Origin of the sequence: Streptomyces sp. G5(2025), assembly GCF_049542075.1 — a bacterium.
GTDB lineage: Bacteria > Actinomycetota > Actinomycetes > Streptomycetales > Streptomycetaceae > Streptomyces.
The window spans coordinates 2107477-2130687 of record NZ_JBMUZT010000006.1; the positions used below are offsets into that span (position 1 = coordinate 2107477).

Annotated in this window: 20 protein-coding genes and 1 pseudogene; 11 read left to right on the forward strand and 10 right to left on the reverse strand. The window is 72.7% G+C overall.

Annotated elements, in window-relative coordinates; translation table 11 throughout:
- Window positions 1-18 precede the first annotated feature (18 nt).
- Window positions 19-1626, reverse strand: coding sequence for an MFS transporter (locus ACOBQB_RS20415; protein ID WP_423593604.1), 1608 nt, complete (start codon window positions 1624-1626; stop codon window positions 19-21).
- Window positions 1627-1939: 313 nt separating this feature from the next.
- On the opposite strand from ACOBQB_RS20415, the gene panB reads away from it, so the two are divergent.
- The 3 genes from panB to ACOBQB_RS20430 all read left to right on the forward strand — a co-directional run bounded on the left by panB (window position 1940) and on the right by ACOBQB_RS20430 (window position 5104).
- Window positions 1940-2842, forward strand: coding sequence for a 3-methyl-2-oxobutanoate hydroxymethyltransferase (gene panB / locus ACOBQB_RS20420; RefSeq protein WP_423593605.1), 903 nt, complete (start codon window positions 1940-1942; stop codon window positions 2840-2842).
- Window positions 2843-3254: 412 nt separating this feature from the next.
- Window positions 3255-4274 (forward strand): ATP-binding cassette domain-containing protein, encoded by a 1020-nt coding sequence (locus ACOBQB_RS20425; RefSeq protein ID WP_423593606.1) that lies wholly within the window; start codon window positions 3255-3257, stop codon window positions 4272-4274.
- Window positions 4271-5104 (forward strand): ABC transporter permease, encoded by an 834-nt coding sequence (locus ACOBQB_RS20430; RefSeq protein ID WP_423593607.1) that lies wholly within the window; start codon window positions 4271-4273, stop codon window positions 5102-5104. Before ACOBQB_RS20425 ends, ACOBQB_RS20430 begins: the two co-directional genes overlap by 4 nt.
- On the opposite strand, the gene ACOBQB_RS20435 is transcribed toward ACOBQB_RS20430, so the two are convergent.
- Complete coding sequence (locus tag ACOBQB_RS20435; protein WP_423593608.1) at window positions 5105-8803, reverse strand: ATP-binding protein; 3699 nt, start codon at window positions 8801-8803, stop codon at window positions 5105-5107. It abuts the gene before it with no gap.
- Window positions 8804-8888: 85 nt separating this feature from the next.
- Window positions 8889-9569: a DUF6578 domain-containing protein gene (locus ACOBQB_RS20440; protein ID WP_423593609.1), complete on the reverse strand. Its 681-nt coding sequence runs from the start codon at window positions 9567-9569 to the stop codon at window positions 8889-8891.
- A 107-nt stretch (window positions 9570-9676) separates the two neighbouring features.
- On the opposite strand from ACOBQB_RS20440, the gene ACOBQB_RS20445 reads away from it, so the two are divergent.
- Window positions 9677-10480 (forward strand): site-2 protease family protein, encoded by an 804-nt coding sequence (locus ACOBQB_RS20445; protein ID WP_423593610.1) that lies wholly within the window; start codon window positions 9677-9679, stop codon window positions 10478-10480.
- Here the strand turns inward: ACOBQB_RS20445 and ACOBQB_RS20450 are convergent.
- The 3 genes from ACOBQB_RS20450 to ACOBQB_RS20460 form a co-directional block, all read right to left on the reverse strand.
- A complete protein-coding gene (locus ACOBQB_RS20450) occupies window positions 10470-10667 on the reverse strand; it encodes a hypothetical protein (RefSeq protein ID WP_423593611.1) in 198 nt (65 codons plus the stop codon). The genes ACOBQB_RS20445 and ACOBQB_RS20450 overlap by 11 nt on opposite strands.
- A gap of 140 nt (window positions 10668-10807) precedes the next feature.
- Window positions 10808-11524, reverse strand: coding sequence for an NADPH-dependent F420 reductase (npdG, locus tag ACOBQB_RS20455; protein ID WP_423593612.1), 717 nt, complete (start codon window positions 11522-11524; stop codon window positions 10808-10810).
- A gap of 30 nt (window positions 11525-11554) precedes the next feature.
- Window positions 11555-12631, reverse strand: coding sequence for a sialidase family protein (locus tag ACOBQB_RS20460; RefSeq protein WP_423593613.1), 1077 nt, complete (start codon window positions 12629-12631; stop codon window positions 11555-11557).
- A 79-nt stretch (window positions 12632-12710) separates the two neighbouring features.
- Between ACOBQB_RS20460 and ACOBQB_RS20465 the strand changes: the two genes are divergently transcribed.
- A complete protein-coding gene (locus ACOBQB_RS20465; protein ID WP_423593614.1) occupies window positions 12711-13349 on the forward strand; it encodes a hypothetical protein in 639 nt (212 codons plus the stop codon).
- 33 nt (window positions 13350-13382) lie between these two features.
- A pseudogene (locus ACOBQB_RS20470) lies at window positions 13383-13761 on the forward strand (MFS transporter); the annotation flags it as partial.
- A gap of 194 nt (window positions 13762-13955) precedes the next feature.
- Here the strand turns inward: ACOBQB_RS20470 and ACOBQB_RS20475 are convergent.
- Window positions 13956-14183 (reverse strand): hypothetical protein, encoded by a 228-nt coding sequence (locus tag ACOBQB_RS20475; protein ID WP_423593615.1) that lies wholly within the window; start codon window positions 14181-14183, stop codon window positions 13956-13958.
- Between the two features lie 112 nt (window positions 14184-14295).
- Between ACOBQB_RS20475 and map the strand changes: the two genes are divergently transcribed.
- Both map and ACOBQB_RS20485 read left to right on the forward strand, forming a co-directional pair.
- The gene (map, locus tag ACOBQB_RS20480; protein ID WP_423593616.1) at window positions 14296-15153 is read left to right on the forward strand and encodes a type I methionyl aminopeptidase; all 858 of its coding nucleotides are present in this window, start codon (window positions 14296-14298) and stop codon (window positions 15151-15153) included.
- A 169-nt stretch (window positions 15154-15322) separates the two neighbouring features.
- Window positions 15323-16018 (forward strand): heme oxygenase (biliverdin-producing), encoded by a 696-nt coding sequence (locus ACOBQB_RS20485; RefSeq protein WP_423593617.1) that lies wholly within the window; start codon window positions 15323-15325, stop codon window positions 16016-16018.
- Window positions 16019-16024: 6 nt separating this feature from the next.
- Here ACOBQB_RS20485 and ACOBQB_RS20490 read toward each other — a convergent pair whose 3' ends face one another.
- From ACOBQB_RS20490 to ACOBQB_RS20500, 3 genes are all read right to left on the reverse strand, one after another.
- On the reverse strand, window positions 16025-16753 hold the full coding sequence (locus tag ACOBQB_RS20490; RefSeq protein WP_423593618.1) for a PhzF family phenazine biosynthesis protein: 729 nt from the start codon (window positions 16751-16753) through the stop codon (window positions 16025-16027).
- Between the two features lie 7 nt (window positions 16754-16760).
- Window positions 16761-18278 carry an HtaA domain-containing protein gene (locus ACOBQB_RS20495; protein WP_423593619.1) on the reverse strand — a complete coding sequence of 506 codons (1518 nt, stop codon included), beginning with the start codon at window positions 18276-18278 and terminating at the stop codon, window positions 16761-16763.
- Between the two features lie 103 nt (window positions 18279-18381).
- Window positions 18382-19896, reverse strand: a complete 1515-nt coding sequence (locus ACOBQB_RS20500) for an HtaA domain-containing protein (RefSeq protein WP_423593620.1) — start codon at window positions 19894-19896, stop codon at window positions 18382-18384.
- Between the two features lie 164 nt (window positions 19897-20060).
- Here ACOBQB_RS20500 and ACOBQB_RS20505 point away from each other — a divergent pair, with 164 nt between their 5' ends.
- The 3 genes from ACOBQB_RS20505 to ACOBQB_RS20515 are packed head-to-tail and all read left to right on the forward strand — an operon-like array spanning window position 20061 to window position 23010.
- Entirely contained in the window at window positions 20061-21074 is a 1014-nt protein-coding gene (locus ACOBQB_RS20505) for a heme/hemin ABC transporter substrate-binding protein (protein WP_423593621.1), read from the forward strand.
- The gene (locus ACOBQB_RS20510; protein WP_423593622.1) at window positions 21071-22168 is read left to right on the forward strand and encodes a FecCD family ABC transporter permease; all 1098 of its coding nucleotides are present in this window, start codon (window positions 21071-21073) and stop codon (window positions 22166-22168) included. The genes ACOBQB_RS20505 and ACOBQB_RS20510 overlap by 4 nt, the downstream gene beginning before the upstream one ends.
- Window positions 22165-23010 (forward strand): heme ABC transporter ATP-binding protein, encoded by an 846-nt coding sequence (locus ACOBQB_RS20515; RefSeq protein ID WP_423593623.1) that lies wholly within the window; start codon window positions 22165-22167, stop codon window positions 23008-23010. Before ACOBQB_RS20510 ends, ACOBQB_RS20515 begins: the two co-directional genes overlap by 4 nt.
- Window positions 23011-23211: the final 201 nt, after the last annotated feature.

Consider the following 23211-nt stretch of genomic DNA (forward strand, 5'->3'; position numbering starts at 1 on the left):
TGCCGTGGCGATTGTCCCTCAGCGGCCGGCAGCGCCCACCGGCTCGGCCTCCCGCTCCTGGGGGCCCGGCTCCGGCGGCGTACGTCCCGGCAGGAACAGGAAGACCACCACCGTGCCGATCGCGGCGACGCCCGCGCCCCACAGCGCCGTGACGTGCATGGCGTGCAGGAACGAGTCGTTGGCGGCGGTCACCAGGGGCTCACCCCGCGGCCCGAGCTTCGCCGCGACGCCGAGGGTCGCCTCAATGGACTCGCCCGCGGTGTGCCGGGCGTCGGCAGGCAGCAGCGTCAGCTTGTCCTCGACGCCGTTGCGGTACGCGGTGGACAGCACCGAGCCGAGGACGGCGATGCCGAGCGCGCCGCCGACCTGCCGGAAGGTGTTGCTGAGCGCGGAGGCGGAACCGGCCTTCTCACGCGGCAGGGCCTGCATGATCACGACACTGGTGGGCGTCATGATGTGCGCCATGCCGGTGCCCATCAGGAAGAAGATGACCTCCAGGACCCAGATCGGCGTATCGGCGTCGAGGGTGGTGAAGGACGCGAGGGTCGCCATCACCAGGAGCAGACCGCCCGTGCACACGGCCCGTACGCCGAACCGGTCGACGACCAGGCGGGCGCGCGGCGCGAAGATGAGCTGGGCCACGGCGAGCGGCAGCATCAGCAGGCCGGTCTGTAGCGGCGAGTAGCCGCGCACGCTCTGGGTGTAGAAGACGGAGAAGAAGGTGACGCCCATCAGCGCGAAGAAGACGAGCGCGATGGCGCTGATCGCCGCCGAGAAGACCCGGTTCTTGAAGTACGAGATGTCGACGGACGGGTGGTCGCAGCGCTTCTCGTACAGCACGAAGGCGACGAGGACGGCGAGGCCCGCGAGGACGGTGGCGAGTACGGCCGGGTCCGTGAAGTCGGCGAGCTGGCCGCCCTTGATGATGCCGTAGACGATCAGGACGAGGCCGACGACGGAGAGCGCGACGCCGACGACGTCGATGCGTCCCGGCGCGGGATCGCGCGAGTCGGGCACCAGCCAGATCATCAGGGCCACCGCGATGATCACGATCGGTACGTTGATGAGGAAGACCGAGCCCCACCAGAAGTGGTCGAGGAGCACGCCGCCGGTGATCGGGCCGATGGCGATGGCGAGGCCGACGCCGCCCGCCCAGATGCCGATGGCCTTGGGCTGCTCGTCGCGCTCGAAGACGTTCATCAGGACGGCGAGCGTGGCCGGCATCACGAAGGCCGCGCCGAGGCCCATCAGCGCGCGGAACGCGATGAGTTGGACGGGCGAGCCGGACTGCGCGGCGAGCGCCGAGCTGATGCCGAAGACGACGAGCCCGGCGAGCAGGACCTTCTTGCGGCCGAGCCGGTCGCCGAGCAGGCCCGCGGTGAAGAGCAGACCGGCGAAGACCAGCGTGTAGGAGTTGATCGCCCACTCCAGCTCGCCCTGGGTGGCGCCGAGGCCGGTGGGCTCGGGGGTGGAGATCGTCTTGATGGCGACGTTCAGGATCGAGTTGTCGAGGACGACGATCAGGAGGCTGAGCATCAGCACGCCGAGGATCGCCCAGCGGCGCCGGTGCACGGCTTCCGGTATGTGGGGAGGGGCGGTTCTGGTGGGAGTGGAAGGAGTTGCCATGCGATCCACCGTAGACCTGTTTCGATACGAGACCGTCTCGTATTGGAAAGAATTTACTCGCGCCGCCCGCGGATGTCTCTGCGCGCGGATGCGTCGGCGGATGTCTCTGCGGAATGTGCCCGCGGATGCGTCTGCGGAATGTGCCCGCGGATGCGTCTGGGCACGTGCCTGCGGATGTGTCTGCCGATGCGTCTGCGGATGCGTGGAGGTCGTCGTGGGGGGCCACTAGCCGCCGGGTACCACCTGGTGCCACCATGGAGACGATCCGGGGACGCCGTCAGGGCGCCTCGAGATGACAGAAGGAGCCGTTGCGATGACGCAACTCTCGGCACTCTCGGCTGCCCGGAAGAGCACCGACGCCAGCACCGACGCCCCCGCGAGCCCCGACAGCAGCAAGGCGCTGTACGGCGGCAAGGGCACCCGGCGCATCACCGTGCGCGACATCACCGCCGCCAAGGAACGCGGCGAGAAGTGGCCGATGCTCACCGCCTACGACGCGATGACCGCGTCCGCCTTCGACGAGGCGGGCATCCCCGTCATGCTCGTCGGCGACTCGGCCGGCAACTGCCACCTCGGGTACGACACCACCGTGCCGGTCACCCTCGACGAGATGACCATGCTGTCCGCCGCGGTCGTACGGGGCACTTCGCGCGCCCTGATCGTCGGCGACCTGCCGTTCGGCTCGTACCAGGAGGGCCCCGTCCAGGCCCTGCGCTCGGCGACCCGCCTGGTGAAGGAAGCGGGCGTCGGCGCGGTGAAACTGGAGGGCGGCGAACGGTCGCTGGCCCAGACCGAACTCCTCGTCCAGTCCGGCATCCCCGTCATGTCCCACCTCGGACTGACCCCGCAGTCCGTGAACACCATGGGCTACCGCGTGCAGGGCCGCGGCGAGGAAGCCGCCCACCGGCTGCTCAACGACGCCAAGGCCGCGCAGGACGCGGGCGCGTTCGCGGTCGTCCTCGAACTGGTGCCCGCGGAACTGGCCGCCGAGGTCACCCGCTCCCTGCACATCCCGACCGTCGGGATCGGGGCGGGCGCCGCGTGCGACGCGCAGGTGCTGGTCTGGACGGACATGCTGGGCCTCACCGGCGGGAAGATGCCGCGCTTCGTCAAGCAGTACGCGGATCTGCGGGGCGTGATGGCCGGCGCGGCCAAGGCGTTCGCCGAGGATGTGGTGGGCGGGGCGTTCCCGGCGGCGGAGCACGCGGTCCACTAGACGTGGGGCCGCGGCCGTGGCCATGGCCGTGGCCGCGGGTCGCTGCGCGGCAGAGCGGCAGAGCGGCAGAGCGGCAACTGAACCATTGCGGTACAACGGCAGCCCGTCGAACGTCCCCCGTCGACGGGCTGCCCCGCACTGCCGGGGGGCCGACGGCCCTGGCGTGCCCCGTCGACGGGGCTGCCACCCCTGCCGGTGGCCCGGCGGCCTTCCCCTGACCCGCCGCTCCGCGGCGGACGCTCTCCCACCCACCCACCCGTTTACCCGGCGGGTGACGGAACTGTAGGAACAGCCACGTTCGGCCGGCGCGAAGCGGCGGGACAGGGCATACCCCCCGGCCCACAGCCCCCCGTACCGCCCCTGTCGGCAGACTGTCGGTGGTTTGTCGGTGCCGGATGGCACCTTGTACCGCATGACGCGAACCGACAAGAACCCCGGCGGCGCAGGAAGCGCAGTCACCGTAAGGGGACTGGTCAAGCACTACGGCGAGACCAAAGCACTGGACGGCGTGGACCTGGACGTACGCGAGGGCACCGTCCTCGGCGTGCTGGGCCCGAACGGCGCCGGCAAGACCACCCTCGTACGCTGCCTCTCCACCCTGATCACCCCGGACGCCGGCACCGCCGTCGTCGCCGGGTACGACGTGACCCGCCAGCCCCGCCAGCTCCGCCGGGTGATAGGCCTGACCGGCCAGTACGCCTCGGTGGACGAGAAGCTCTCGGGCCGCGAGAACCTGTACATGATCGGCCGGCTGCTCGACCTGCCCCGCAAGGAGGCCTGGTCCCGGGCCGACGGCCTCCTTGAGCGGTTCTCCCTCACCGAGGCCGCCAAGCGCCCGGCGAACACGTACTCCGGCGGCATGCGCCGCCGCCTCGACCTGGCCGCCTCCATGATCGGCAGCCCGGCCGTCCTGTACCTGGACGAGCCGACGACCGGCCTCGACCCCCGCACCCGCAACGAGGTGTGGGCCGAGGTCAAGCGGATGGTCGCCGACGGTGTCACCGTGCTGCTGACCACCCAGTACATGGAGGAGGCCGAGCAGTTGGCCTCCGAGCTGACGGTCATCGACCGCGGCAAGGTCATCGCCAGCGGCGGCATCGACGAGCTGAAGGCGAAGGTCGGCGGCCGCACGCTGCGGATCCGCCCGGTCGACCCGCTGGAGCTGCGCCCGCTGGCGAACACCCTGGACGACCTCGGCCTGACCGGTCTCGCCACGTCCACCGTGGACATCGAGTCCGGCACGGTCCTCGTCCCCATCCTCAGCGACGAGCAGCTGACCGCCGTGGTCGGCGCGGTCACCGCGCGTGGCATCACGATCGGCTCGATCGCCACCGAACTGCCCAGCCTGGACGAGGTGTTCCTCTCCATCACCGGCCAGAAGGCCGGCGCCCCGCAGGACTCCCGCCCCGAACTTGAGGAGGTTGCCGTATGAGCAGCACCACTCTCACGTCGCCGCCCCTCGCCCAGGACCAGGAGGCCGACGCCCGCATAGGCCTGCGCGCCCACGTCCGTCACACCGGCGCGCTGGTGCGCCGCAATCTGCTGTGGATCCGCCAGGACCCGGAGTCGATGTTCGACGCGGTACTGATGCCGATCGTCTTCACGCTCCTGTTCGTGTACGTCTTCGGCGGCTCGATCGGGCAGGCGCTCGGCGGCGGTCAGGACCAGTACGTGCAGTACGTGGTTCCCGGCATGATGGCGATGATGAGCATGAACATCGCGATGGCCGTCGGCACCGGCTTCAACCAGGACTTCCAGAACGGCATCATGGACCGCTTCCGTACCCTGCCGATCGGCCAGGGCTCGGTCCTCTTCGCCAAGATCGTGGTGGAGCTGATGCGGCTGCTCATCGCGACGACGATCATGATGATCGTCGGTGTCCTGGTGGGCTTCGACATCACCAGCTGGGGCGGCCTGTTCGCCGCCGTGGGCCTCTCCGCGCTCTTCGGCACGGCCATCATGTGGATCTTCCTGGTCCTCGGCGTCTCGATGAAGAGCGCCCAGTCCGTGCAGGCGATGGGCTTCCTGGTGCTGATGCCGCTCCAGTTCGGTTCGTCGATCTTCGCGCCGACGAAGTCGATGCCGGGCTGGCTGGAGGCCTTCACCGACTACAACCCGCTGTCCTCGCTCGCGGACTCCGCGCGCGGCCTGATGGTCGGGGGCCCCGTCGCGCACGACGTGTGGGTGACGGTCGGCTGGTCGGCGCTGCTGACGCTGGTGATGGCGCCGATCGCCATCCACAAGTTCCGCACCAAGAGCTGATCAGCGGTTCGGTGCCGTCGTCGCGCACAGGGCGGTGGCTTCGTCGAGAGTGAGGCCGCCGCCCTCGGCGTACGCGGCCTCGTACCCGGCTGGGCCGAGCGCGGCGCGGGCGAGCCGGACGGCGCCCTCGTGGATCTCCCGCTCCAGGGCGTTCGGGAAGTGGCCCGCGGGGTGCTCCCTGTCGGCGACCGCGAGCAGCCGCGTGGCGTCGTCGGCGCGGCGGCCGCCGTCCAGCCCGGCCAGGGCGAGGGCGGCGATGCGCAGCTGGATGGCGACGCCTTGCGGCGCGACCATCAGGGACAGGGGCGCGCGGGCCTCCTGGAGGGCGACGCGTGCCGCGGCGACGGCCTCGGTGTACCGGCCGCCGAGGGCGTCGAGCCAGGCCTGGAAGCCGTACACGAAGCTGTCGAAGACGGCGTAGCCGACCACGGTGAACTCCTCCCGCAGCCAGCGCAGGTGTTCGCGCGCCTCGTCGAGGCGGCCGGTGCGGCCGAGCGCGCCGACGAGGAAGAGCCGGGCCGCGGGCACGGCCTCACCGGTGTGCACCCGGCCGCTGCCCGCCAGGATGTCCCGCAGGATCGCCTCGCCCCGGTCGAAGTCGTCGGCCGATTCGGTCAGGACCGAGCCGAGGCGGGCCTTGAGCACGGCCACCTGGCTCTGGGCGCCGAGCTGTTCGGCGTAGGTGATGGCGGCTTCGTAGTCCTCGGCGGCGAGGGCGAACCGGCCGCAGCGCTCCCGCGACTCGCCCCGCGCGGAGAGCGCCTCGGCGATGCCCCACGCGTCGCCGAGCCGTGTGAAGCCCCGCAGTGCCTCGTCCGCGTCGCGGCTCGCCTCGTCCGCCCGGTCGGCGTGACCCGCGAGGATGTTGGCGCGCAGTTGGAGGGCGCCGGCCAGCTCCCAGGCGTAGCCGAGCTCCCGGCATGCCTCGACGGTCCGGTCGAGCGTAGCGCGCAGCAGGTCCGGGTCGCCGCCGAGCATCACGGCGAAGAACCAGAGACTGCCCGGCGTACGGCAGGTCTGCGGCAGCCCCGGCCGGTAGACGTCCCTGATGCCGCGCAGGCGCTCCTCGGCCTGCGGCGTCTGCCATGCCTCCATGTCCATGTCCATGCAGGCGAGGTCGATGAGGCTTACGCCGCGCCGGGCCTCTTCGAGGATCTCGGGGCGCATGGGCGGGGGCGCGGCCGTGCATGGTTCGTGGAGCGGGGGCGCGGGGGCGACGGGCGGGGCGAAGGGGTCGGGGCCGAGGGCCATGGCCTCGCGGGACCAGTTGCGGGCCTCCAGGCGCAGGCCTCGTATCTCCCAGAACCAGCACAGGGACAGCACCAGGCAGAGCGTCTCCTGCTCGTCCCGCGCGGCCACGGCGTGCCGCAGCGCGGTACGCAGGTTCTCGTACTCCGCTTCGAGGCGCGCGACGGCGGCGAGCTGTCCGCTTCCGCGCAGTTCGGGGTCGGTGATCCTGGCGACCTCGCGGTAGTGCACGAGGTGCGCGCGCTCGGCGTCGGCGCGGTCCCCCGCCTCGTCGAGCCGTTCGCCCGCGTACTCGGCGACGGTTTCGAGCAGCCGGTAGCGCATGCCCGCGCCGGGCAGCGGCGAAGGGGCGGCGACGACCAGGGACTTGTCGACGAGGGAGCCGAGCGCGTCGGCGACGTCATACGGGCCGAGGGCGCCGTCGGGGCCGGCGGGGCCGGCGTCTCCGCCGTCTCCGCCGCCGCCGTCTCTGCCGCCGCCGTCTCTGCCGTCTCTGCCGCCGCTGCCGTCTCTGCCGCCGCCGCCGTCTCTGTCGCCGCTGCTGCCGCCGCCGTCTCCGCCGTCTCCGCCGCCGCCGCCGTCTCTGCCGTCTCTGCCCCCGCCGCCGTCTCTGCCGCCGCTGTCGCCGCTGCCGCCGCTGCCCCCGCCGCCGCAGTCGCCGCTGCCGCCGCCGTCCCTGCCGCCGCCGCCGTCCCTGCCGCCGCTGCCCCCGCTGCCCCCGCTGCCGCCGCCGTCTCCGCCGTCTCTGTCGCCGCTGCCGTCTCTGCCGCCGCCGTCTCTGCCGCCGCTGCCGCCGCCGCCGACTCTGTCGCCGCGTGCGCAGACCGCTTCCGCGGCGGCCAGGTCGCAGCCGCCCGCGAAGACGGACAGCCGCCGTAGGACGGCGCGTTCGGGGGCGTCGAGCAGGTCCCAGGACCAGTCGACGACGGCCCGCAGCGTCTGCTGCCGGGGCAGGACGGTACGGGCGCCACCGGTCAGCAGCCGGAAGCGGTCGTCGAGGCGGTCGGCGATCTGGCGTGGGGTGAGCAACCGCAGGCGCGCGGCGGCCAGTTCGATGGCGAGCGGCAGCCCGTCGAGGCGTCGGCAGATCTCGGCCGCGGCGGCCGGGTCGTCGTCAACAGTGAAACCCGGCCGGGCGGCGGCCCCGCGCTCGGCGAACAGGCGCACCGCGACCGGCTCGGGCAGCGGCTCGACGGGCCGCAGCGACTCGCCGGGCACACCGAGGGGTTCGCGGCTGGTGGCGAGGACGGTCAGGCCGGGGCAGCGGCCGAGGAGTTCGTCGGCGAGGCGCGCCGCGGCCTCCACGACGTGCTCGCAGTTGTCCAGGATGACCAGCATGCGGCGCCCGGCGCAGTGTTCGACGAGCCGGACGACGGGGTCCTCGCCATGCCGCTCCGACAGGGCCCGCATCTCCTCGGCCCCGGCGCCGCGCAGCACGGTCTCGCGGGCCCCGAGGGCGCTCAGGACGGCCTCGGGGACATCCGCAGCGTCCTCGACGGGTGCGAGTTCGGCCAGCCACACGCCGTCCGGGACATCGTCGGCGAGGGTCTCGGCGGTCTCCTGGGAGAGCCGTGTCTTCCCGGCGCCGCCGGGGCCGAGCAGGGTGACGAGCCGGGCCCGCCTGAGGTCGGCTCGCAGCGCCTCGATGTCGGCCTCGCGCCCGACGAAGGAGGTGAGGCGGGCACGGAGGTTGCCGGGCGGCCCGGGCCGTGCCGGCGTCGGGACGACGGGCGGGGCGTGCAGCAACTCCGCGTGCAGCGCGCGCAGTTCGGCCCCCGGGTCGGCTCCCAGCCGGTCCGCGATGCCGCGTCGTACGTCTTCGTACGCGGCGAGTGCCTCCGCCGGGCGGCCGGCGTCCCGCAGCGCGCGCAGCCGCAGGGCCTGGAGCGGCTCGTCCAGAGGGTGCGTGGTGCAGAGGGCGGTGAGTTCGGGCAGGATCTGCGCCGCCCGGCCGAGGGCGAGGGCCGCGGTCAGTGCGGCGCGGCGGGCGTCGAGGCGGCGTGCCTCCCAGCGGGCGACGTCGGCCGTGCGGTCCGGAAGGTCGGCGAGGGCCTCGCCGCTCCACAGGGCGAGTGCGTCGTCGAGCAGGGCGGCCGCCTTGCCCGGGTCGCCGTCGGCCAGGGCGCGGCTGCCCTCGCCCACCAGCCGGTCGAAGCGGAACACGTCCACGTCGTCGGGGTGGGCGCACAGCCGGTAGCCGCCGTTCACCGAGGCGACGCTGTCGGCGCCCAGGGCCCTGCGGAGCCTGCCCACCAGGGCCTGGAGGGCGCCGCTCGCGTCGGCGGGCGGCTCGGCGCCCCACACCTCCTCGACCAGGGCCGCGGCGGGCACCGCACGGCCCGCGCGCAGGGCGAGCGCCGCCAGGAGGGCGCGCAGGCGCGCACCGCCGACGGGAACAGGAGTTCCGTCGGCGCGGACAGCTCGGGCCGGCCCGAGAACGCGGTAGCGCACCGGCTCATTGTCCCTTCCGCCGTGGCGCGTCGCGCCGTCGGACCGCCCGGCCGCCCGGGCCACCGCGCTCCCGGCCCGGTGCCCCCTAGGTTTCCCGGACGTCCAACTCCACCAGCACGCCGGTCTCTTGACGCCGGTATCCCGGCCCCTCACTCACCCGCGACAGCTCCTCGTGCTGGAACCACTTCGGGCACATCTCCACGGGGCGCAGCCACCGCTCGCCGGGCACCGGTACGTACGTCCGCGAGTCCTCGGCGGTCTCGGCGAAGCCCTGCGTGACGACGTGGATGGCGCGGACCCGGCCGACGGTGTCCGGCCACCGGCCGCCGTGCCGCTCGACGGTGAGCAGACCGGCGAGGCGGACGGGCGCGGGCGGGCCGGGGGCCGGGCGGTTCCACGGAACGGTGATGCCGTGGGCCTGGACGACCGCGGGGTCCCACGGCTCCTCGAAGCCGTTTTCGTCGTCGGCGTCCTCGAAGTCACCGCCGTCCTCAAAGTCACCGCCGTCCTCAAAGTCACCGCCGCCCTCGGTCCAGCCCTCCCCGGCGCCCTCTGACCAGCCCCCGCCATCCTCCGACCAGTCCCCCTCCAGCGTGTCCAGCGCCACCACCGGACCCTCGATCTCGCTGAGGTCCGCCGCCCAGGCCGCGTCGTCCAGGCGGTCGCCGTCGACCCGCAGCGGCCACGCCACCTCGTCCCCCACGGCGAACGGCTCCCCGCAGCACTCCATCTGCCAGTCCTCGTACATCACCTTCCGCAGCGCCATGGCCCCAGCCTTCCGGAACTCCCCGGCATGTGCGAGACGTTTTCGCCGTACGCCCGCTACGCCCGCTACGGTCGGGCAGACCCCCGCGACCCCAGGAGCCCCGCCCCATGACCACCGCCCCCATCCGACGCAAAGACCGGCGGATCAGTCCCGTCTTCCTCGGGATCGCCGCCGTCACGGCGGTCTCCGGCTGGGCCACGTGGACCGGCTTCTCGGACAACCCCGGGCTCGCCGTGTTCCTCTTCGTGACGGCGGCCTGGATCGTCTCGCTCTGCCTGCACGAGTACGCGCACGCCCGCACGGCCCTGCACAGCGGCGACATCACCATCGGCGCGAAGGGCTACTTGACGCTGAACCCGCTCAAGTACACGCACGCGCTGCTCAGCATCGTGCTGCCCGTCCTCTTCGTGATCATGGGCGGCATCGGCCTGCCCGGCGGCGCGGTCTTCATCGAGCGGGGCCGGATCCGGGGCCGCTGGAAGCACAGCCTGATCTCGGCGGCGGGCCCCCTGACGAACGTGCTGTTCGCGGTGGTCTGCACGGCCCCGTTCTGGCTGGACGCCCTGGACGGCGTGCCGGACGCGTTCCGCTACGCCCTCGCCTTCCTCGCCCTGCTCCAGGTCACGGCGGCGATCCTGAACTCGCTGCCCGTCCCGGGCCTCGACGGGTACGGCGTGATCGAGCCCTGGCTGTCGTACAAGATCCGGCGCCAGGTGGAGCCGTTCGCGCCGTTCGGGCTCCTCGCGGTCTTCGCGGTGCTGTGGATCCCGGAGGTCAACGGCGCGTTCTTCGACGCGATCGACGCGATCCTGCGCGGCCTCGGCGTCCACGAGTGGGACACCTACTGGGGCCGGGACCTGTACCGCTTCTGGGACGGCACGGAGGAGGTCCCGGCGCCCCTCAGCTCGTAGGGGCGGCAGTGCCTTCGCCGTTCCGGCGCATCTTCTCGCGCCGCAGGTAGAACCACGCCATGTTGGACGAGAGCCCGGCCAGCAGCACCCATACGACACCGAGCCAGCTGCCCTGTACGAAGGAGATCACTGCGGCGGCGACGGCGAGCGCGCAGACCACGAGGGCGTACAGAGCGAGGCGGGGCATGGGGGTCGGCTCCTGTCGGGACGAAGCATTGCTGACGTACCCCTCCAGTGTCCCCCATGCCCGCGCCCGTCCCGCCACCTCCCGCCACCTCCCGCCGCGTTCCTCCACACCCCTGCGCGGTAGAGGCCGCCCCGTCGTCCCTACACGTCGGTGATCCGCAGCCCCGCGTGCGCCTTGTAGCGGCGGTTGACGGAGATCAGGTTGGCGACCAGGGACTCCACCTGGTGGGCACCCCGCAGCCGCCCGGCGAAGACGCCGCGCATGCCGGGGATGCGGGCGGCGAGGGCCTGCACCACGTCCGTGTCGGCGCGGCGCTCGCCGAGGACCATGACGTCGGTGTCGATCTCCTCGACGTCGGCGTCCTGGAGCAGCACGGCCGACAGGTGGTGGAAGGCGGCCGTGACGCGGGAGTCCGGCAGCAGGGCGGCGGCCTGCTCGGCGGCGCTGCCCTCCTCGGGCTTGAGGGCGTAGGCGCCCTTCTTGTCGAAGCCGAGCGGGTTGACGCAGTCGATGACGAGCTTGCCGCGCAGGTCCTCGCGCAGGGCTTCGAGGGTCTTGCCGTGGCCCTCCCACGGCACGGCGACGATCACGATGTCGCTGCGCCGCGCGCACTCCGCGTTCTCGGCGCCCTCGACGCCGAGGCCCAGCTCGTCGGCGGCGGCCTGCGCGCGTTCCGCCGCGCGGGAGCCGATGATCACCTTCTGGCCGGCGCGGGCGAGGCGGTAGGCGAGGCCGCGCCCCTGGTCGCCGGTGCCGCCGAGGACACCGACGACGAGCCCGGACACGTCGGGCAGCTCCCAGGGGTCCTTGGCCGGGGCCTTGGCGGGAGCGTTCTGCGCACTGTCTGTAGAGGTCATGGGGCGACCTTACTCATCGGTCACAGCCTGCTACGCGAGTTCCCCCAAGGGGATCCGCCGGAAGGTGATCGTCTCGTACGCGCTGAAGTCCCCCGTCTCGTAGAGGAGCCCGACGCTCTCCTCGTCGAGGCGTACGAGGTCGGAGTACGCGGCCGGCAGCCCGTCGACCGTATGGGCGGCCTGCCAGGTGGTGCCGCCGTCGGTGGAGCGGCGCACGGTCATCATCGCGCGGAAGCCGGGGTCGGCGGGGCCGGAGAAGAGGAGCACGTCGGGGTCGCGCACCTGGAGGACGCTGCACTCGACCACGGGGCCGGTGAGGGAGGCCTGTGGGCGGAAGGGCCTGACCAGGCTCCGGCCGCCGTCGCGGGAGTGGGCGTCGGCGCGGTTGCCGGGGGACGGGGAGTCGTTGCGGGTGTTGAAGTAGACGCGTCCATCGGGGAGTTCGGCGGCGGTGGTCTCGTTCACGTTGATGTAGCCGTTGGTGTTGTCGTCGATGTAGCCGATGCGCCAGGTGGCGCCGGAGTCGTCGCTGAGCAGGCAGTGGCCGCCGTTGTACTTGCCCTCGGTGCCGTTGTCCGTCCCGGAGGGCGGCAGGGAGTGGTTGGCGGGGACGACGACGCGGCCGATGGTGAGCTGGATGGCGTGGCCGGGTGTGGTGGCGTACCACCGCCAGTTCGTCTTCTTCACCTGTCCGGTGATCTCGCGCGGGGCGGACCAGGTGCGGCCGTCGTCGTCGCTGTGCTGCACCCACACGCGGCGTCCGGCGGCCGCGGAGACCTTGCCGCGGCGGATGGCGTCCTCGGTGGCGGAGGCGGCGTTCCTGACGTGGACGAGCAGGACGCGGCCGGTGGCGAGGACGACGGGGGCGGGGTTGCCCGCGAGGTCGGCGCCGTTCTTGCCGACGACCTGGAGGGGGCCCCAGGTGCGGCCGCCGTCGGTGGAGCGTTTGAGGACGATGTCGATGTTGCCGAAGTCCTCCTGGGAACCGACACGGCCCTCGCAGAAGGCGAGGACGGTGCCGCGGGCGGTGGCCACGACGGCCGGTATGCGGAAGCTCGCGTAACCCTCGCGGCCCGCGCGGAAGGGAACAGACGTCTCATAAGTCATCCCCCGCCCTTCCCCAGCGTGGGGGAATTCCGGGTGAACTTCCGGTCACGACTGACCCGTTGGGGCAGGATGCGACGCCATGGACGCCGTACGGGTAGCGCTGCTGCGCGAAGTACTCGCAGGGACCGAGTGGCTCGGCGCCACGCGCCGCTTCGCGGGGGCCCTGCGGTCGTCCGTCGTGCCGCACGGCGGCGGGCTGCTGCTGGTCGGGACCAGGGCCTACGAACCCTGGCACCTGGCCGCGCACCTCGTGGACGAGGCCACCTGGTCCGGCACGCCCGAGCTGACCCCCACCCTCGTACGGCACCGGGTCCTCGCCTGTGACCCCGCGCACCTGTCGACGGGGCTCGGCCGGATCGAGGCCGCGCGGCGCGGCGAGACCCTGCTGGTCGTGGCGCCGGACGCGCCGGACGCCGAACTGCTCACGCGCGTGCACGACGCGCGCCGGGCGGGGGCGACCGTCCTCGCGCTCGGCTCCGGGAACCGGGACCTGAGCGCCCTGTCCCACGAGGCGCTGGCCGTCCCCGGGGGCCTGTGCCGCGCGGAACCGGAGGACTCCGGAACGGCACACGACCTCGACCTCGACACGGTGCAGCACCTGGTGAGCGCGGCGGCCGGGGAGAACGCCCTGCCCGCGGCGCGGGGGCACCGCCGCTTCCGCGACCGGCTCTCCCGCCTCGCCGACCAGCTGACGTCTCCGCCGCCGACGCGGTGGTGAGCGGGACCCCGGCCCGCCGACATTCGGGCGCCCGGGGCGTCGGGGTGGGGGCTCGCGATCACGGCGGCGGGCTGGTTCTCGAACGTGGGGGGGTGGTGCCGGGGTGCCTGTGGCGCCGGGGAGATGCTGAGCGGCCTCGGCCGTTCCACCATCTGGAACCAGACGATCCCCGGCGAGCCGCGGGGGCGCCTCGCCGGCATAGAGGTGCTGTCCTACGGCGCCGGTCCGCAGCCGCGGCAGGTCCGCGCGGCGCCGCGGCGGGCCGGTCATCTGGTCCGGCGGCCTCGCCTGCGTGGCCTCGGTCGCCGTCCTCGCGGCGGCGCTGCCGCGGCTCGCCGCGTACGGCGCGACGACGGACACGGACGGGAGGCGTGACCGTGAGCGGGACGCGGCGGGGGCCGCCGCGCCGTAACTCCCGCAACTACTGGGTTCCCGGGGCTCGTCACCCCGGCCCCTCGCGGTGGACTGCGGAGAACGAGCGAGCGGGTGGGCGGGAGAGTCCGCCGCGAAGCGAAGCGGCGACGTGCCGTCCGCGCGACGCCGGGCCACCGGCGGACCCGGGGCCGCCCCCACCGGGCCGCCGTCCCGCCGAAGCCCCCGGAGGGGTCAGTCGTCGTCGCCCCGTCCCACCGTGTCGTGCCACCGCGGGTCGTTCTCCCATTCGAGATTGCGCTCCGCCGCCGTCCGCATCGCCTGCTCGGCGTCCACGCGCGAGGCGTAGGGGCCCATCCGGTCCTTGCCGGGGCACTCGGGGCCCTCCTCGACCTTCTTGTGCTCCAGGCAGTAGTACCACTCGCCCGGCTTGCCGACCGTCCGCTTCTTGAACAGTGCCATGACCACCCGCTCCTCTCATGCCGGTGCCGCCGGTGCCGGATCGATCCGTCGCCGGTCCGGTACCCGTCTCTGACGCCATGCTGCCCCACGACGGCTGGCTAGACTCGCTCGCATGTCTGGCCAGTCACTGCTCGTCCCAGGGGAGCTCTCCCCCATCCGTTCCGTACCCGGCAACATCAGGCGCCCGGAGTACGTGGGAAAACCCGCCCCCACCCCGTACACGGGGCCCGAGGTGCAGTCCCCCGAGACCATCGAGCTGATGCGTACCGCGGGCCGCATCGCCGCGCGCGCCATGGAAGAGGCCGCGAAGCACATCGCGCCCGGTGTGACCACCGATGAGCTGGACCGCGTCGCGCACGAGTACATGTGCGACCACGGTGCCTACCCCTCCACGCTCGGCTACCGCGGCTTCCCGAAGTCGCTGTGCAGCTCGGTCAACGAGGTCATCTGCCACGGGATCCCGGACTCCACCGTCCTCAAGGACGGCGACATCATCAACCTCGACGTCACGGCGTACATCGGCGGCGTCCACGGCGACAACAACGCCACCTACCTCGTCGGCGACGTCGACGAGGAGTCGAAGCTGCTCGTCGAGCGGACCCGCGAGTCGCTCAACCGCGCCATCAAGGCCGTCAAGCCCGGCCGCCAGATCAACATCATCGGCCGCGTCATCGAGTCGTACGCCAAGCGGTTCGGCTACGGCGTGGTGCGTGACTTCACCGGTCACGGCATCAACTCGTCCTTCCACTCCGGACTGATCATCCCGCACTACGACAGCCCGCACGCGACGACCACCATCCAGCCCGGCATGACGTTCACGATCGAGCCGATGCTGACGCTCGGCACGCACGAGTACGACATGTGGGACGACGGCTGGACCGTCGTCACCAAGGACAGGAAGCGCACCGCGCAGTTCGAGCACACGCTGGTGGTGACGGACACCGGAGCGGACATCCTCACGCTGCCCTGAGTGCCACGGGGGCGTCTGAGGCGCAGCGGTGGTTGCCCACCCTCGGAGCGGGTAGCGTTTTTACCGACAGGATGTCGGGAACCAGTTGACTTAGGTAAGCCTAACTTGCCATGATCTCCGTACGGTCGCTGGTTCCCGCCACCCGTCACCCGGCTCCCTGGAGGCCCTCATGGATACGCCGCTCACACCGGTCACGCCGGTCACCCCCTCCACCCCCTTTTCGACGGTCATCCGCACCGCGTCCCACGAGCAGCACACGGAGGCCGAGACCTCCACCTTCATGAGCGACCTGCTCGGCGGCCGGCTCGGCGTCGAGGCCTACGCCCGCTACACGGAACAGCTGTGGTTCGTCTACCGCGCACTGGAGGACGGCGCCGAGGCGCTGGCCGAGGACCCCGTCGCGGGACCGTTCATCCAGCCCGAGCTGCTGCGCGTGCGCGAGCTGGAGCGTGACCTCGCGCATCTGCGGGGCGCGCACTGGCGCAGAGGCCTCGCCCCGCTGCCCGCCACGGCGGCGTACGCGGCGCGGGTCGAGGAGTGCGCGCGCACCTGGCCCGGCGGCTATGTCGCCCACCACTACACCCGCTACCTCGGCGACCTCTCCGGCGGCCAGATCATCCGCGGCAAGGCCGAGCAGACCTGGGGCTTCGCACGCAAGGGCGACGGCGTGCGCTTCTACGTGTTCGAGGGGATCTCCAACCCGGCCGCGTTCAAGCGCGGGTACCGCGAACTGCTCGACGGGCTCGACGCGGCCGTCACGGACGAGCTGGAGAAGAAGCGGATCGTGGACGAGTGCAAGCGCGCCTTCGCCTTGAACACCGCCGTCTTCCGCGAACTGGGCGAGGAGTTCCCGCTCAGCGCGTGAGCTGAACTAGGCGGAGGCACCGGCCTGTACGAGGCGGACCCTTCCGCCCACCTCGATCCAGCCGTCCGGCCCCGGCGCCGTCAGGATCTGTGAGCCGCGCCCCTGCGTGATGTTCAGGGCGCGGCTCAACTCGTGCGTGAGCAGGAGCGCCGCCGCGCCCGTCGCCTCGTCCTCGTCGATGCCGTCGCCCCGGCCGGGGAAGGCCCGCGCGCGCACCCGTCCGGCGGCCTCGTCCTCCCACGCCCAGGCGTACACCCACTCCCCCGGCGGCGGTACGTCCAGCGCTTCGACCTCCGCGGCCGTGCCGTACCGCCGCAGGGTCCGCGGCGGCGCCCACTCGGCGCGGGCCGTGATCCAGCTGAACTCCCCGTCCTGCCGGGCTGCCACCACGCCCGCCCGCGTGTGCAGTTCGGCCACGTCGAGCAGCCAGGACGTGCCGACGCAGGGATGGCCGGCGAAGGGCAGGCGCAGCGTCGGGGTGTAGATGTCGATGGTGCCCCGCTCGGGGTCGTCGACGAACACCGTCTCGCTGAAGCCGAGTTTCGCCGCGAACGCCTGGCGGTCCTCCGTGGCACGCACGCGGGCCCCGTCGCGCACGACACCGAGTTCGTTGCCGTGCCGACCGTCGGGCCCGCAGAAAACACGCAGCACGTCGTACGTGCCGGATACGTCGAAGACGCCGAGTGGTTCAGTCACGCCGCATGGTTCAGTCACCCGGGCATTGAACCCGGGCATCGCGGCATCACGCCAGTTCGGCGCCCCGCTTGCGCCGGGCCACATACACCGCGCCCGCGCCCGCCACCACGGCCGCGCCCGCCGTGCCGAGCAGCGCGGCCGAGGGGATGCCGGCGCCGGTGGACGCCAGCGAACCCGCGTCACCGAGCACGGCGCCTCCGGTACCGCCGCCGACGGTGTCCCCGCCCACAGAGCCGGAGCCCACAGAGCCGGAGCCCGTGGTTCCGGTGCCGCCGGTCGCCTCGTCGCCCCTCCCGCCGCCACCGGCGGGGAGTTCGGCGTTCTCGGAGAGGGACAGCGCGACGGTCACCGGGTCGATCCGCTGGCCCGCCTTGTACATGGAGCCGACGGCGCCGTTGGCGAACTGCCGCGCGCCGGTCGCCGTGAAGGCCGCGGGGACCTTGGTGAGCCGGACGACGTCACCCTTCGCCCGGTACGAGGCCTTGGAGAGGTCGAGCGTCGCGAACTTCACGTCGTTGTTCGTGCCCTTGCGCGTGGTGACGTCGACGATCAGGGTGCCCTTGGAGCCGTTCGTCCGTACCTTGAGGTCGCTGAACCTCATGTCGATGCCGTGCGCCTTGTACATGAAGCGGACACTGCCGCCGAAGGACGCGTCGACCTTCTTGGCACCGGCGTTCACGGTCGCCTTGACGTGGGGGAACGTGTAGCCGCCGGAGACCTTCGCCGCGCCGCCCGCGGCGGTCACCTTGCCGCCGGACGAGATGTAGGTGCGGAAGGACTTCTTCAGGCCCCAGGAGAGGCTGCCGTCGACGACTTGGCCCGCGGGGCGCCCGGGAGTGGTGGGTGTGCCAGTGGGCGTCGTGGTCCGCGTAGGGGTGGGAGTGGGGGTGGGGGTGGGGGTGGGATCAGGCTTGTCGGTCGGCTTGTCCGTCGGTGTGCCGGCCGCCGCCTTCACCGTGAGGGTGGCCGGGTCGAGCTTGTCGCCCGCCTGGTACATGCCGTTGAACGCCTTGGCGCCGTCCGCCGTCAGCGTCGTCGGTATGTCCTTGAAGGTCATCGCGCCGCCCTCGCCCTGTCCGGGCCTGACCGTACTCAGATCGAGAGCGGCGAGGTCGATGCCGTTCTGCGTGGCGCCGTTCAGGGTGACGTCGGCCTGGATGGCACCGGTCTTCCCCTCGGTGCGCACCTTCACGTCGGCGATCTTGATGTCGAACCGGTGGGCGGTGGAGGCGAACCGGACGGCGCCCTTGAACGCGGTCGCGGTGGCGTGCGTGCCGGTGTCGTACGTCCCCGTGCCGTCGGTGAAGGTGAACACCCCGTTGTCCGCCGCCTGCCTGGCGCCGTCCGTCGCTTCGATCGTGCCGTGGGCCATGCCCGCCACGTACCTGCGGAAGGACTCCTTCAGACCCCAGTCCAGCGTGCCGTCCTTGAGCTCCAGCTTCGGCGGCCCCGCCTTGCCGCCGCCGTCGGCGGCGAGCGCCGGGAGCGCGAGGGCGGACGCGCCGAGCGTGACGGCCGTGGCGACGGCTGCCGCGAGGGTGAGGGGGCGACGGTTCCTGGACATGGTCAGGCTCCTCCTTGGGAGGTGGGGGAAAGAGGGGAAAGAGGGGAAAGTGGGAGAGGTGGGAGAGGTGGGAGGGATGTGAAGTGAGGCGTAGGGGTGGGGGTCAGGGATTCGACATGTTCGCGCTGTCCCGCGAGGCACGCTTCTTGCGTACGGCGCCGAACGCGACCGCCGCCGCGAGCAGCACCGCCACGCCCGCACCGACGCCGATCGGCACGGCGTTCGAGGAGGAGTCGGCGAAGTCGGGGGAGGTGTCCGCCGCGTTCTCGGCCCTGGGGGCGGCCTTCTTCGGCCGGGGGGCCGGGCTCGCGGAGGAGCCGAGGTCCGGGAGCGCGGGCAGCGTGGCGTCCGCGTCGAAGGCCACGGCGAGGGAGAGCGGGTCCATGGCGGCGCCCGCCTTGTACATGCCGCCGAAGGCCTTGGCTCCGTCAGCGGTCAGCTTCGTGGGCACCTCGGTGAGCGAGACCAGGCCGTCCTTGGGCCGCAGCTGCTTCGCGGACGCGGCGAAGGTGACCAGCGGGGCCTTCTTCATGACGCCGCCATCGCCACGGCCGCCCCCGTCGCCGCCATCGCCGCCGTCGACCTCCGCGTACAACGTCCCCTTGCCGTCCTTCACTTCGACGGCGACCTTGTTCAGCGTGAGGTCGAGGCCGTGCTCGCCGGTGAAGCGGACGGCGCCCGCGAAGTCCGCGGTGAGGCACCGCTTCTTCGCGTCGTACGTGCCCTCGCCGTCGGGGAAGCGGAAGAGCGCTCCCCCGTCCTCGGCCCCGCCGGAGAGCTTCCACTCGCCTTGCGCGACGGAGCCGGTGACGTATTCGCGGAAGGTGCGGCGCACGCCCCAGTCGACGGCGGCGTCCTCGATGCGGCCCGCCTCCCGCTTGCCCTTGCTCGTCGCGCCCTTGCCCTCCGCAGGCTTCTTCGAGGCCTCCCCCGCCGCCTTCCCCGTCGCCTTCCCCGTCCCGGGCCGCGCGACGAGGTCCGTCGACAGGCTCACCGGATCGAGTGCCGTGCCCGCCGTGTAGTAACCGGCGAAGGCCTTGGCTCCCTGTGAAGTGAGCGTCGCGGGAAGGTTGGTGAGGGCGATGGGACCGGTGCCGCCCTTCGTGTTGATGCCGCGCATATCGAGCGCGGCGAGCGGTACCTGCGCGGTCGAGGTGACCTTGCCGGTGCCCTTCTCCTTGCTGACCATGTCGGCATAGAGCGTCCCGGAGCCGCCGGAGACCTTCACCGTGGGGCGGCTGATCGTCAGGTCCAGCTCGTACGAGCCGCCCTTCTTGTGCCCGGTGAAGCGCACGCCTCCGGAGAACCCAGCACGGAACGTCCCGCTCTGTGGGTCGTAGGTGCCCTGCGCCGAGTGGAAGCGGAACCGGCCGCCGCCCACGGTCGCGGCCCCGCCCCGGAGCGTCGATGCGCCTTGGGCGATGGGCCCGGTGACGTAGCTCTGGAAGGAGGACTTGATGCCCCAGTCGAGCCGTCCGCCTTGGACCGTGCGGCCTTCCGCGTGCGCGGCGGTCACCGGGAGCAGCGCTCCGAGCAGTGCGGTGAGCAGGGCCACGGCTGCGGCGCGGCCACGGGGGTGTACCGGCCTCAACGGTCTCGACTGCCTCGACGACAGCATGGGGCTCCTCCAGGACGGCAGGGCTGGTTAATTAGGTAAGGCTAACCTAAACTACGATCGCTTCAGCGGAAACCCCGCCCAGACCTCCCGGGACTCCCGGACCTCCCGGACCTCCCGGACCTCCAGACCTCAACCGCACGACAGGACGGTGGACTTCGGTGCGTATGCCGCGCTCACTCCGTATCGCCGGCGCGTGGGCCGCCGCGCTCGCCCTCGGCCTCACGGCGTGCGCCGCGCCGGACGGCGACGCCTCACCGCAGCCGCGGAAAGCGGCGTCGCGGGACGCCGCGCCCGACCGGGTCGAGCCCCTGAAGGGCGGCGCGGAACCCGAACTTCCCACGACCGTCACCTCCGCCGACGGGCGCCGCGTGACGGTGCGGGACACCGGCCGCATCGTGCCGCTCACCGGGAGCCTCAACGAGATCGTCTTCACCCTCGGGCTCGGCGAGAACGTCGTGGCGCGCGACATCACCGCCACCTTCGAGCAGGCCGCGAAGCTGCCGGTGGTGACACGCGCCCACGACGTCTCGGCGGAGAGCGTGCTCTCGCTGAAGCCGACGGTCGTCCTCGCCGACACCACCACCGGACCCGCCGAGGCCATCGACCAGATCCGTGACGCGGGCGTCCCCCTCGTCGTGTTCGACCCGGCGAAGAGCCTCGACGACGTGAGCCCGCGGATCGGGGCGGTGGCCAAGGCCCTGGGCGTCGAGAAGGCGGGCGCGGAACTGACGCGGCGTACGGAGGAACGGATCGCCGCGGCCCGCGAGGGCATCCCCGCTCGGCCCCGCGCCAAGAAGCCACGGGTCGCCTTCCTCTACCTGCGCGGCTCGGCCTCGGTCTATCTCCTCGGCGGCCGCGATTCCGGGGCGAGTTCGCTCCTGGAGGCGGCGGGCGCGGTCGACGCGGGCACGGAGTCCGGGCTGACGAAGGACTTCACGGCGATCACGAGCGAGGCGCTCGCCAAGGCCGCGCCCGACGCCATCCTCGTGATGACGAAGGGCCTGAAGTCCGTGGACGGCGTCGACGGGCTGCTGAAGGTGCCGGGCGTAGCCGAGACCCCCGCGGGCCTGGACCGCCGCGTCGTCTCCGTCGACGACGGCGTACTCCTCAACTACGGGCCGCGCACCGACCAGGTGCTGAAGTCCCTGGTCGAGCAGGTTTACGGGGACGCCAAGTGACCGTCCTGACCAAAGCGGCCGCCCCGGCCACCCCCGGGGCCCCCGCCGGAACGGCCCCGCGCCGCCGCCGGACGACCACCCTCCCGCTGACCGTGGGGCTCCTCGCCGCCCTCGTCCTGCTCTGCCTCCTCTCCGCCGGCATCGGCGCGTACGAGATCCCGCTCGGTGACGTGCTCTCCTCGGCCGGGCACCGGCTCGGGCTCGGCGGTGCGCCGCTGGACCGGGTCGGCGAGAGCGTGCTGTGGAACGTGCGTCTGCCCCGCGTCGTCCTCGCGCTGCTCGTCGGCGCCTCGCTCGGCTGCGCGGGAGCCCTCATGCAGGGCGTGTTCGGCAACCCGCTCGCCGAGCCCGGCGTCATCGGGATCTCGTCGGGCGCGGCGGTCGGCGCGGTCGCCTCCATCGCGCTCGGGCTGACCTTCTTCGGCAACTGGACCGTCAGCGTCTGCGCGTTCGTCGCCGGGCTCGCGACGGTTCTCCTGGTGTACGTGATGGCGCGCGAGGGCGGCCGGACGGAGGTCGTGACGCTGATCCTCACCGGCATCGCCGTGAACGCGTTCGCGGGCGCGCTCATCGGCTTGTGCGTCTTCTTCGCGGACAACGCGCAGATCAGTCAGATCACGTTCTGGCAGCTGGGCTCGCTCGCGGGGGCGACCTGGCCGAAGGTGCTGGCCGTGCTGCCGTGCGCGCTGCTCGGTCTGGCCGTCGCGCCCTTCTTCTCCCGCAGGCTCGACCTGCTGGCGCTCGGCGAGCGGCCCGCCCGGCACCTGGGTGTGGACGTCGAGCGGCTGCGGCTCGTGCTGATGCTCGTGGTGGCGCTGCTGACCGCGGCCGCCGTGGCCGTGGCCGGGATCATCACCTTCGTGGGACTGCTCGTACCGCACCTGCTGCGGATGGCGGCGGGCCCCGGGCACCGCTTCCTCGTGCCCGGCAGCGCGCTCGGCGGCGCCGTGGTGCTGGTGGCGGCCGACCTGGCCGCGCGTACGGTGGCGGCACCCGCCGAGCTGCCGCTGGGTGTGCTCACCGCTCTCTTCGGCAGCCCGTTCTTCTTCTGGCTGCTGCGCAGGACCCGTCGCGGGCAAGGTGGTTGGGCATGATCAAGCAGCTGAGCGGGAAACTGCTCACCGGGCGAACGCGCACCCTGCCGGACCCCACCGCCGCCGGCGACGTGCTCGCCGAGGCCGAAGGGCTGCGGGTGCGGCTCGGCGCGCGGGAGGTCCTCGCGGGGGTGTCCGTGGCCGCCCGCGCGGGCGAGGTGCTGGCCCTGGTCGGGCCGAACGGCGCGGGGAAGTCGACGCTGCTGGCCGCGCTCGCCGCCGATCTGCCGGCCGGGGCCGGGGCCGTACGTGTCTGCGGGCGCCCGGCGGCCGAGTGGCGGGCAGGCGAACTCGCCCTGCGGCGGGCCGTGTTGCCGCAGTCCGCCGCGCTGTCCTTCCCCTTCGCGGTCGAGGACGTCGTGCGGATGGGCCGGGCACCGTGGGCCGGGACGCGCCTGGCGGACGACGACGACCGGATCGTACGCGAGTCGATGGCGGCCACGGAGGTGGGCGACTTCGCCGTACGCCCGTTCTCCGCGCTCAGCGGCGGCGAGCGGGCCCGCGTCGCGCTCGCCCGCGTCCTCGCCCAGCGCGCCCCGCTGCTGCTGCTCGACGAGCCGACCGCCGCGCTCGATCTGCGCCACCAGGAGCTGGTCCTCGGGATCTGCCGGGAGCGGGCCGCCGCCGGTGACGCGGTCGTGGTGGTCCTGCACGACCTCGGCCTCGCGGCGGCGTACGCGGACCGGGTGGCGGTGCTGCGGGGCGGGGCGCTCGCGGCGGAGGGCGCCCCCGGTGACGTGTTCGAGGAGGGGCTGCTCTCGGAGGTGTACCGGCAGCCGGTCGAGGTCTTCCCGCACCCGCGCACCGGAGCCCCCGTCGTCACTCCCCGCCGAAGCCCTTGACCGGTGCTTTACCTGGTCATGGGCGTGGCATCAGCCGTCCGTGACCGGCCCGTGAGCGGCGGCGCGACCCCCCGGCCGACGTGAGAGCTGAATCACGGAACGGGCGGGTATCGCCGAGGTAAGGGTCGGTTAAGTTAGGTCCGCCTCATCGGCTTGCGGTGGGGCCCGGCACTCGTCCGTGACCCCGCTTGGAGCCCTCTA

Bases quoted from the DNA above. Each gene is read 5' to 3' on its own strand.
- ACOBQB_RS20415 (WP_423593604.1), bottom strand. From the start codon at position 1,626: ATGGCAACTCCTTCCACTCCCACCAGAACCGCCCCTCCCCACATACCG.
- panB (WP_423593605.1), top strand. From the start codon at position 1,940: ATGACGCAACTCTCGGCACTCTCGGCTGCCCGGAAGAGCACCGACGCC.
- ACOBQB_RS20425 (WP_423593606.1), top strand. From the start codon at position 3,255: ATGACGCGAACCGACAAGAACCCCGGCGGCGCAGGAAGCGCAGTCACC.
- ACOBQB_RS20430 (WP_423593607.1), top strand. From the start codon at position 4,271: ATGAGCAGCACCACTCTCACGTCGCCGCCCCTCGCCCAGGACCAGGAG.
- ACOBQB_RS20440 (WP_423593609.1), bottom strand. From the start codon at position 9,569: ATGGCGCTGCGGAAGGTGATGTACGAGGACTGGCAGATGGAGTGCTGC.
- ACOBQB_RS20445 (WP_423593610.1), top strand. From the start codon at position 9,677: ATGACCACCGCCCCCATCCGACGCAAAGACCGGCGGATCAGTCCCGTC.
- ACOBQB_RS20450 (WP_423593611.1), bottom strand. From the start codon at position 10,667: ATGCCCCGCCTCGCTCTGTACGCCCTCGTGGTCTGCGCGCTCGCCGTC.
- npdG (WP_423593612.1), bottom strand. From the start codon at position 11,524: ATGACCTCTACAGACAGTGCGCAGAACGCTCCCGCCAAGGCCCCGGCC.
- ACOBQB_RS20460 (WP_423593613.1), bottom strand. From the start codon at position 12,631: ATGACTTATGAGACGTCTGTTCCCTTCCGCGCGGGCCGCGAGGGTTAC.
- ACOBQB_RS20465 (WP_423593614.1), top strand. From the start codon at position 12,711: ATGGACGCCGTACGGGTAGCGCTGCTGCGCGAAGTACTCGCAGGGACC.
- ACOBQB_RS20475 (WP_423593615.1), bottom strand. From the start codon at position 14,183: ATGGCACTGTTCAAGAAGCGGACGGTCGGCAAGCCGGGCGAGTGGTAC.
- map (WP_423593616.1), top strand. From the start codon at position 14,296: ATGTCTGGCCAGTCACTGCTCGTCCCAGGGGAGCTCTCCCCCATCCGT.
- ACOBQB_RS20485 (WP_423593617.1), top strand. From the start codon at position 15,323: ATGGATACGCCGCTCACACCGGTCACGCCGGTCACCCCCTCCACCCCC.
- ACOBQB_RS20490 (WP_423593618.1), bottom strand. From the start codon at position 16,753: ATGCCCGGGTTCAATGCCCGGGTGACTGAACCATGCGGCGTGACTGAA.
- ACOBQB_RS20495 (WP_423593619.1), bottom strand. From the start codon at position 18,278: ATGTCCAGGAACCGTCGCCCCCTCACCCTCGCGGCAGCCGTCGCCACG.
- ACOBQB_RS20500 (WP_423593620.1), bottom strand. From the start codon at position 19,896: ATGCTGTCGTCGAGGCAGTCGAGACCGTTGAGGCCGGTACACCCCCGT.
- ACOBQB_RS20505 (WP_423593621.1), top strand. From the start codon at position 20,061: ATGCCGCGCTCACTCCGTATCGCCGGCGCGTGGGCCGCCGCGCTCGCC.
- ACOBQB_RS20515 (WP_423593623.1), top strand. From the start codon at position 22,165: ATGATCAAGCAGCTGAGCGGGAAACTGCTCACCGGGCGAACGCGCACC.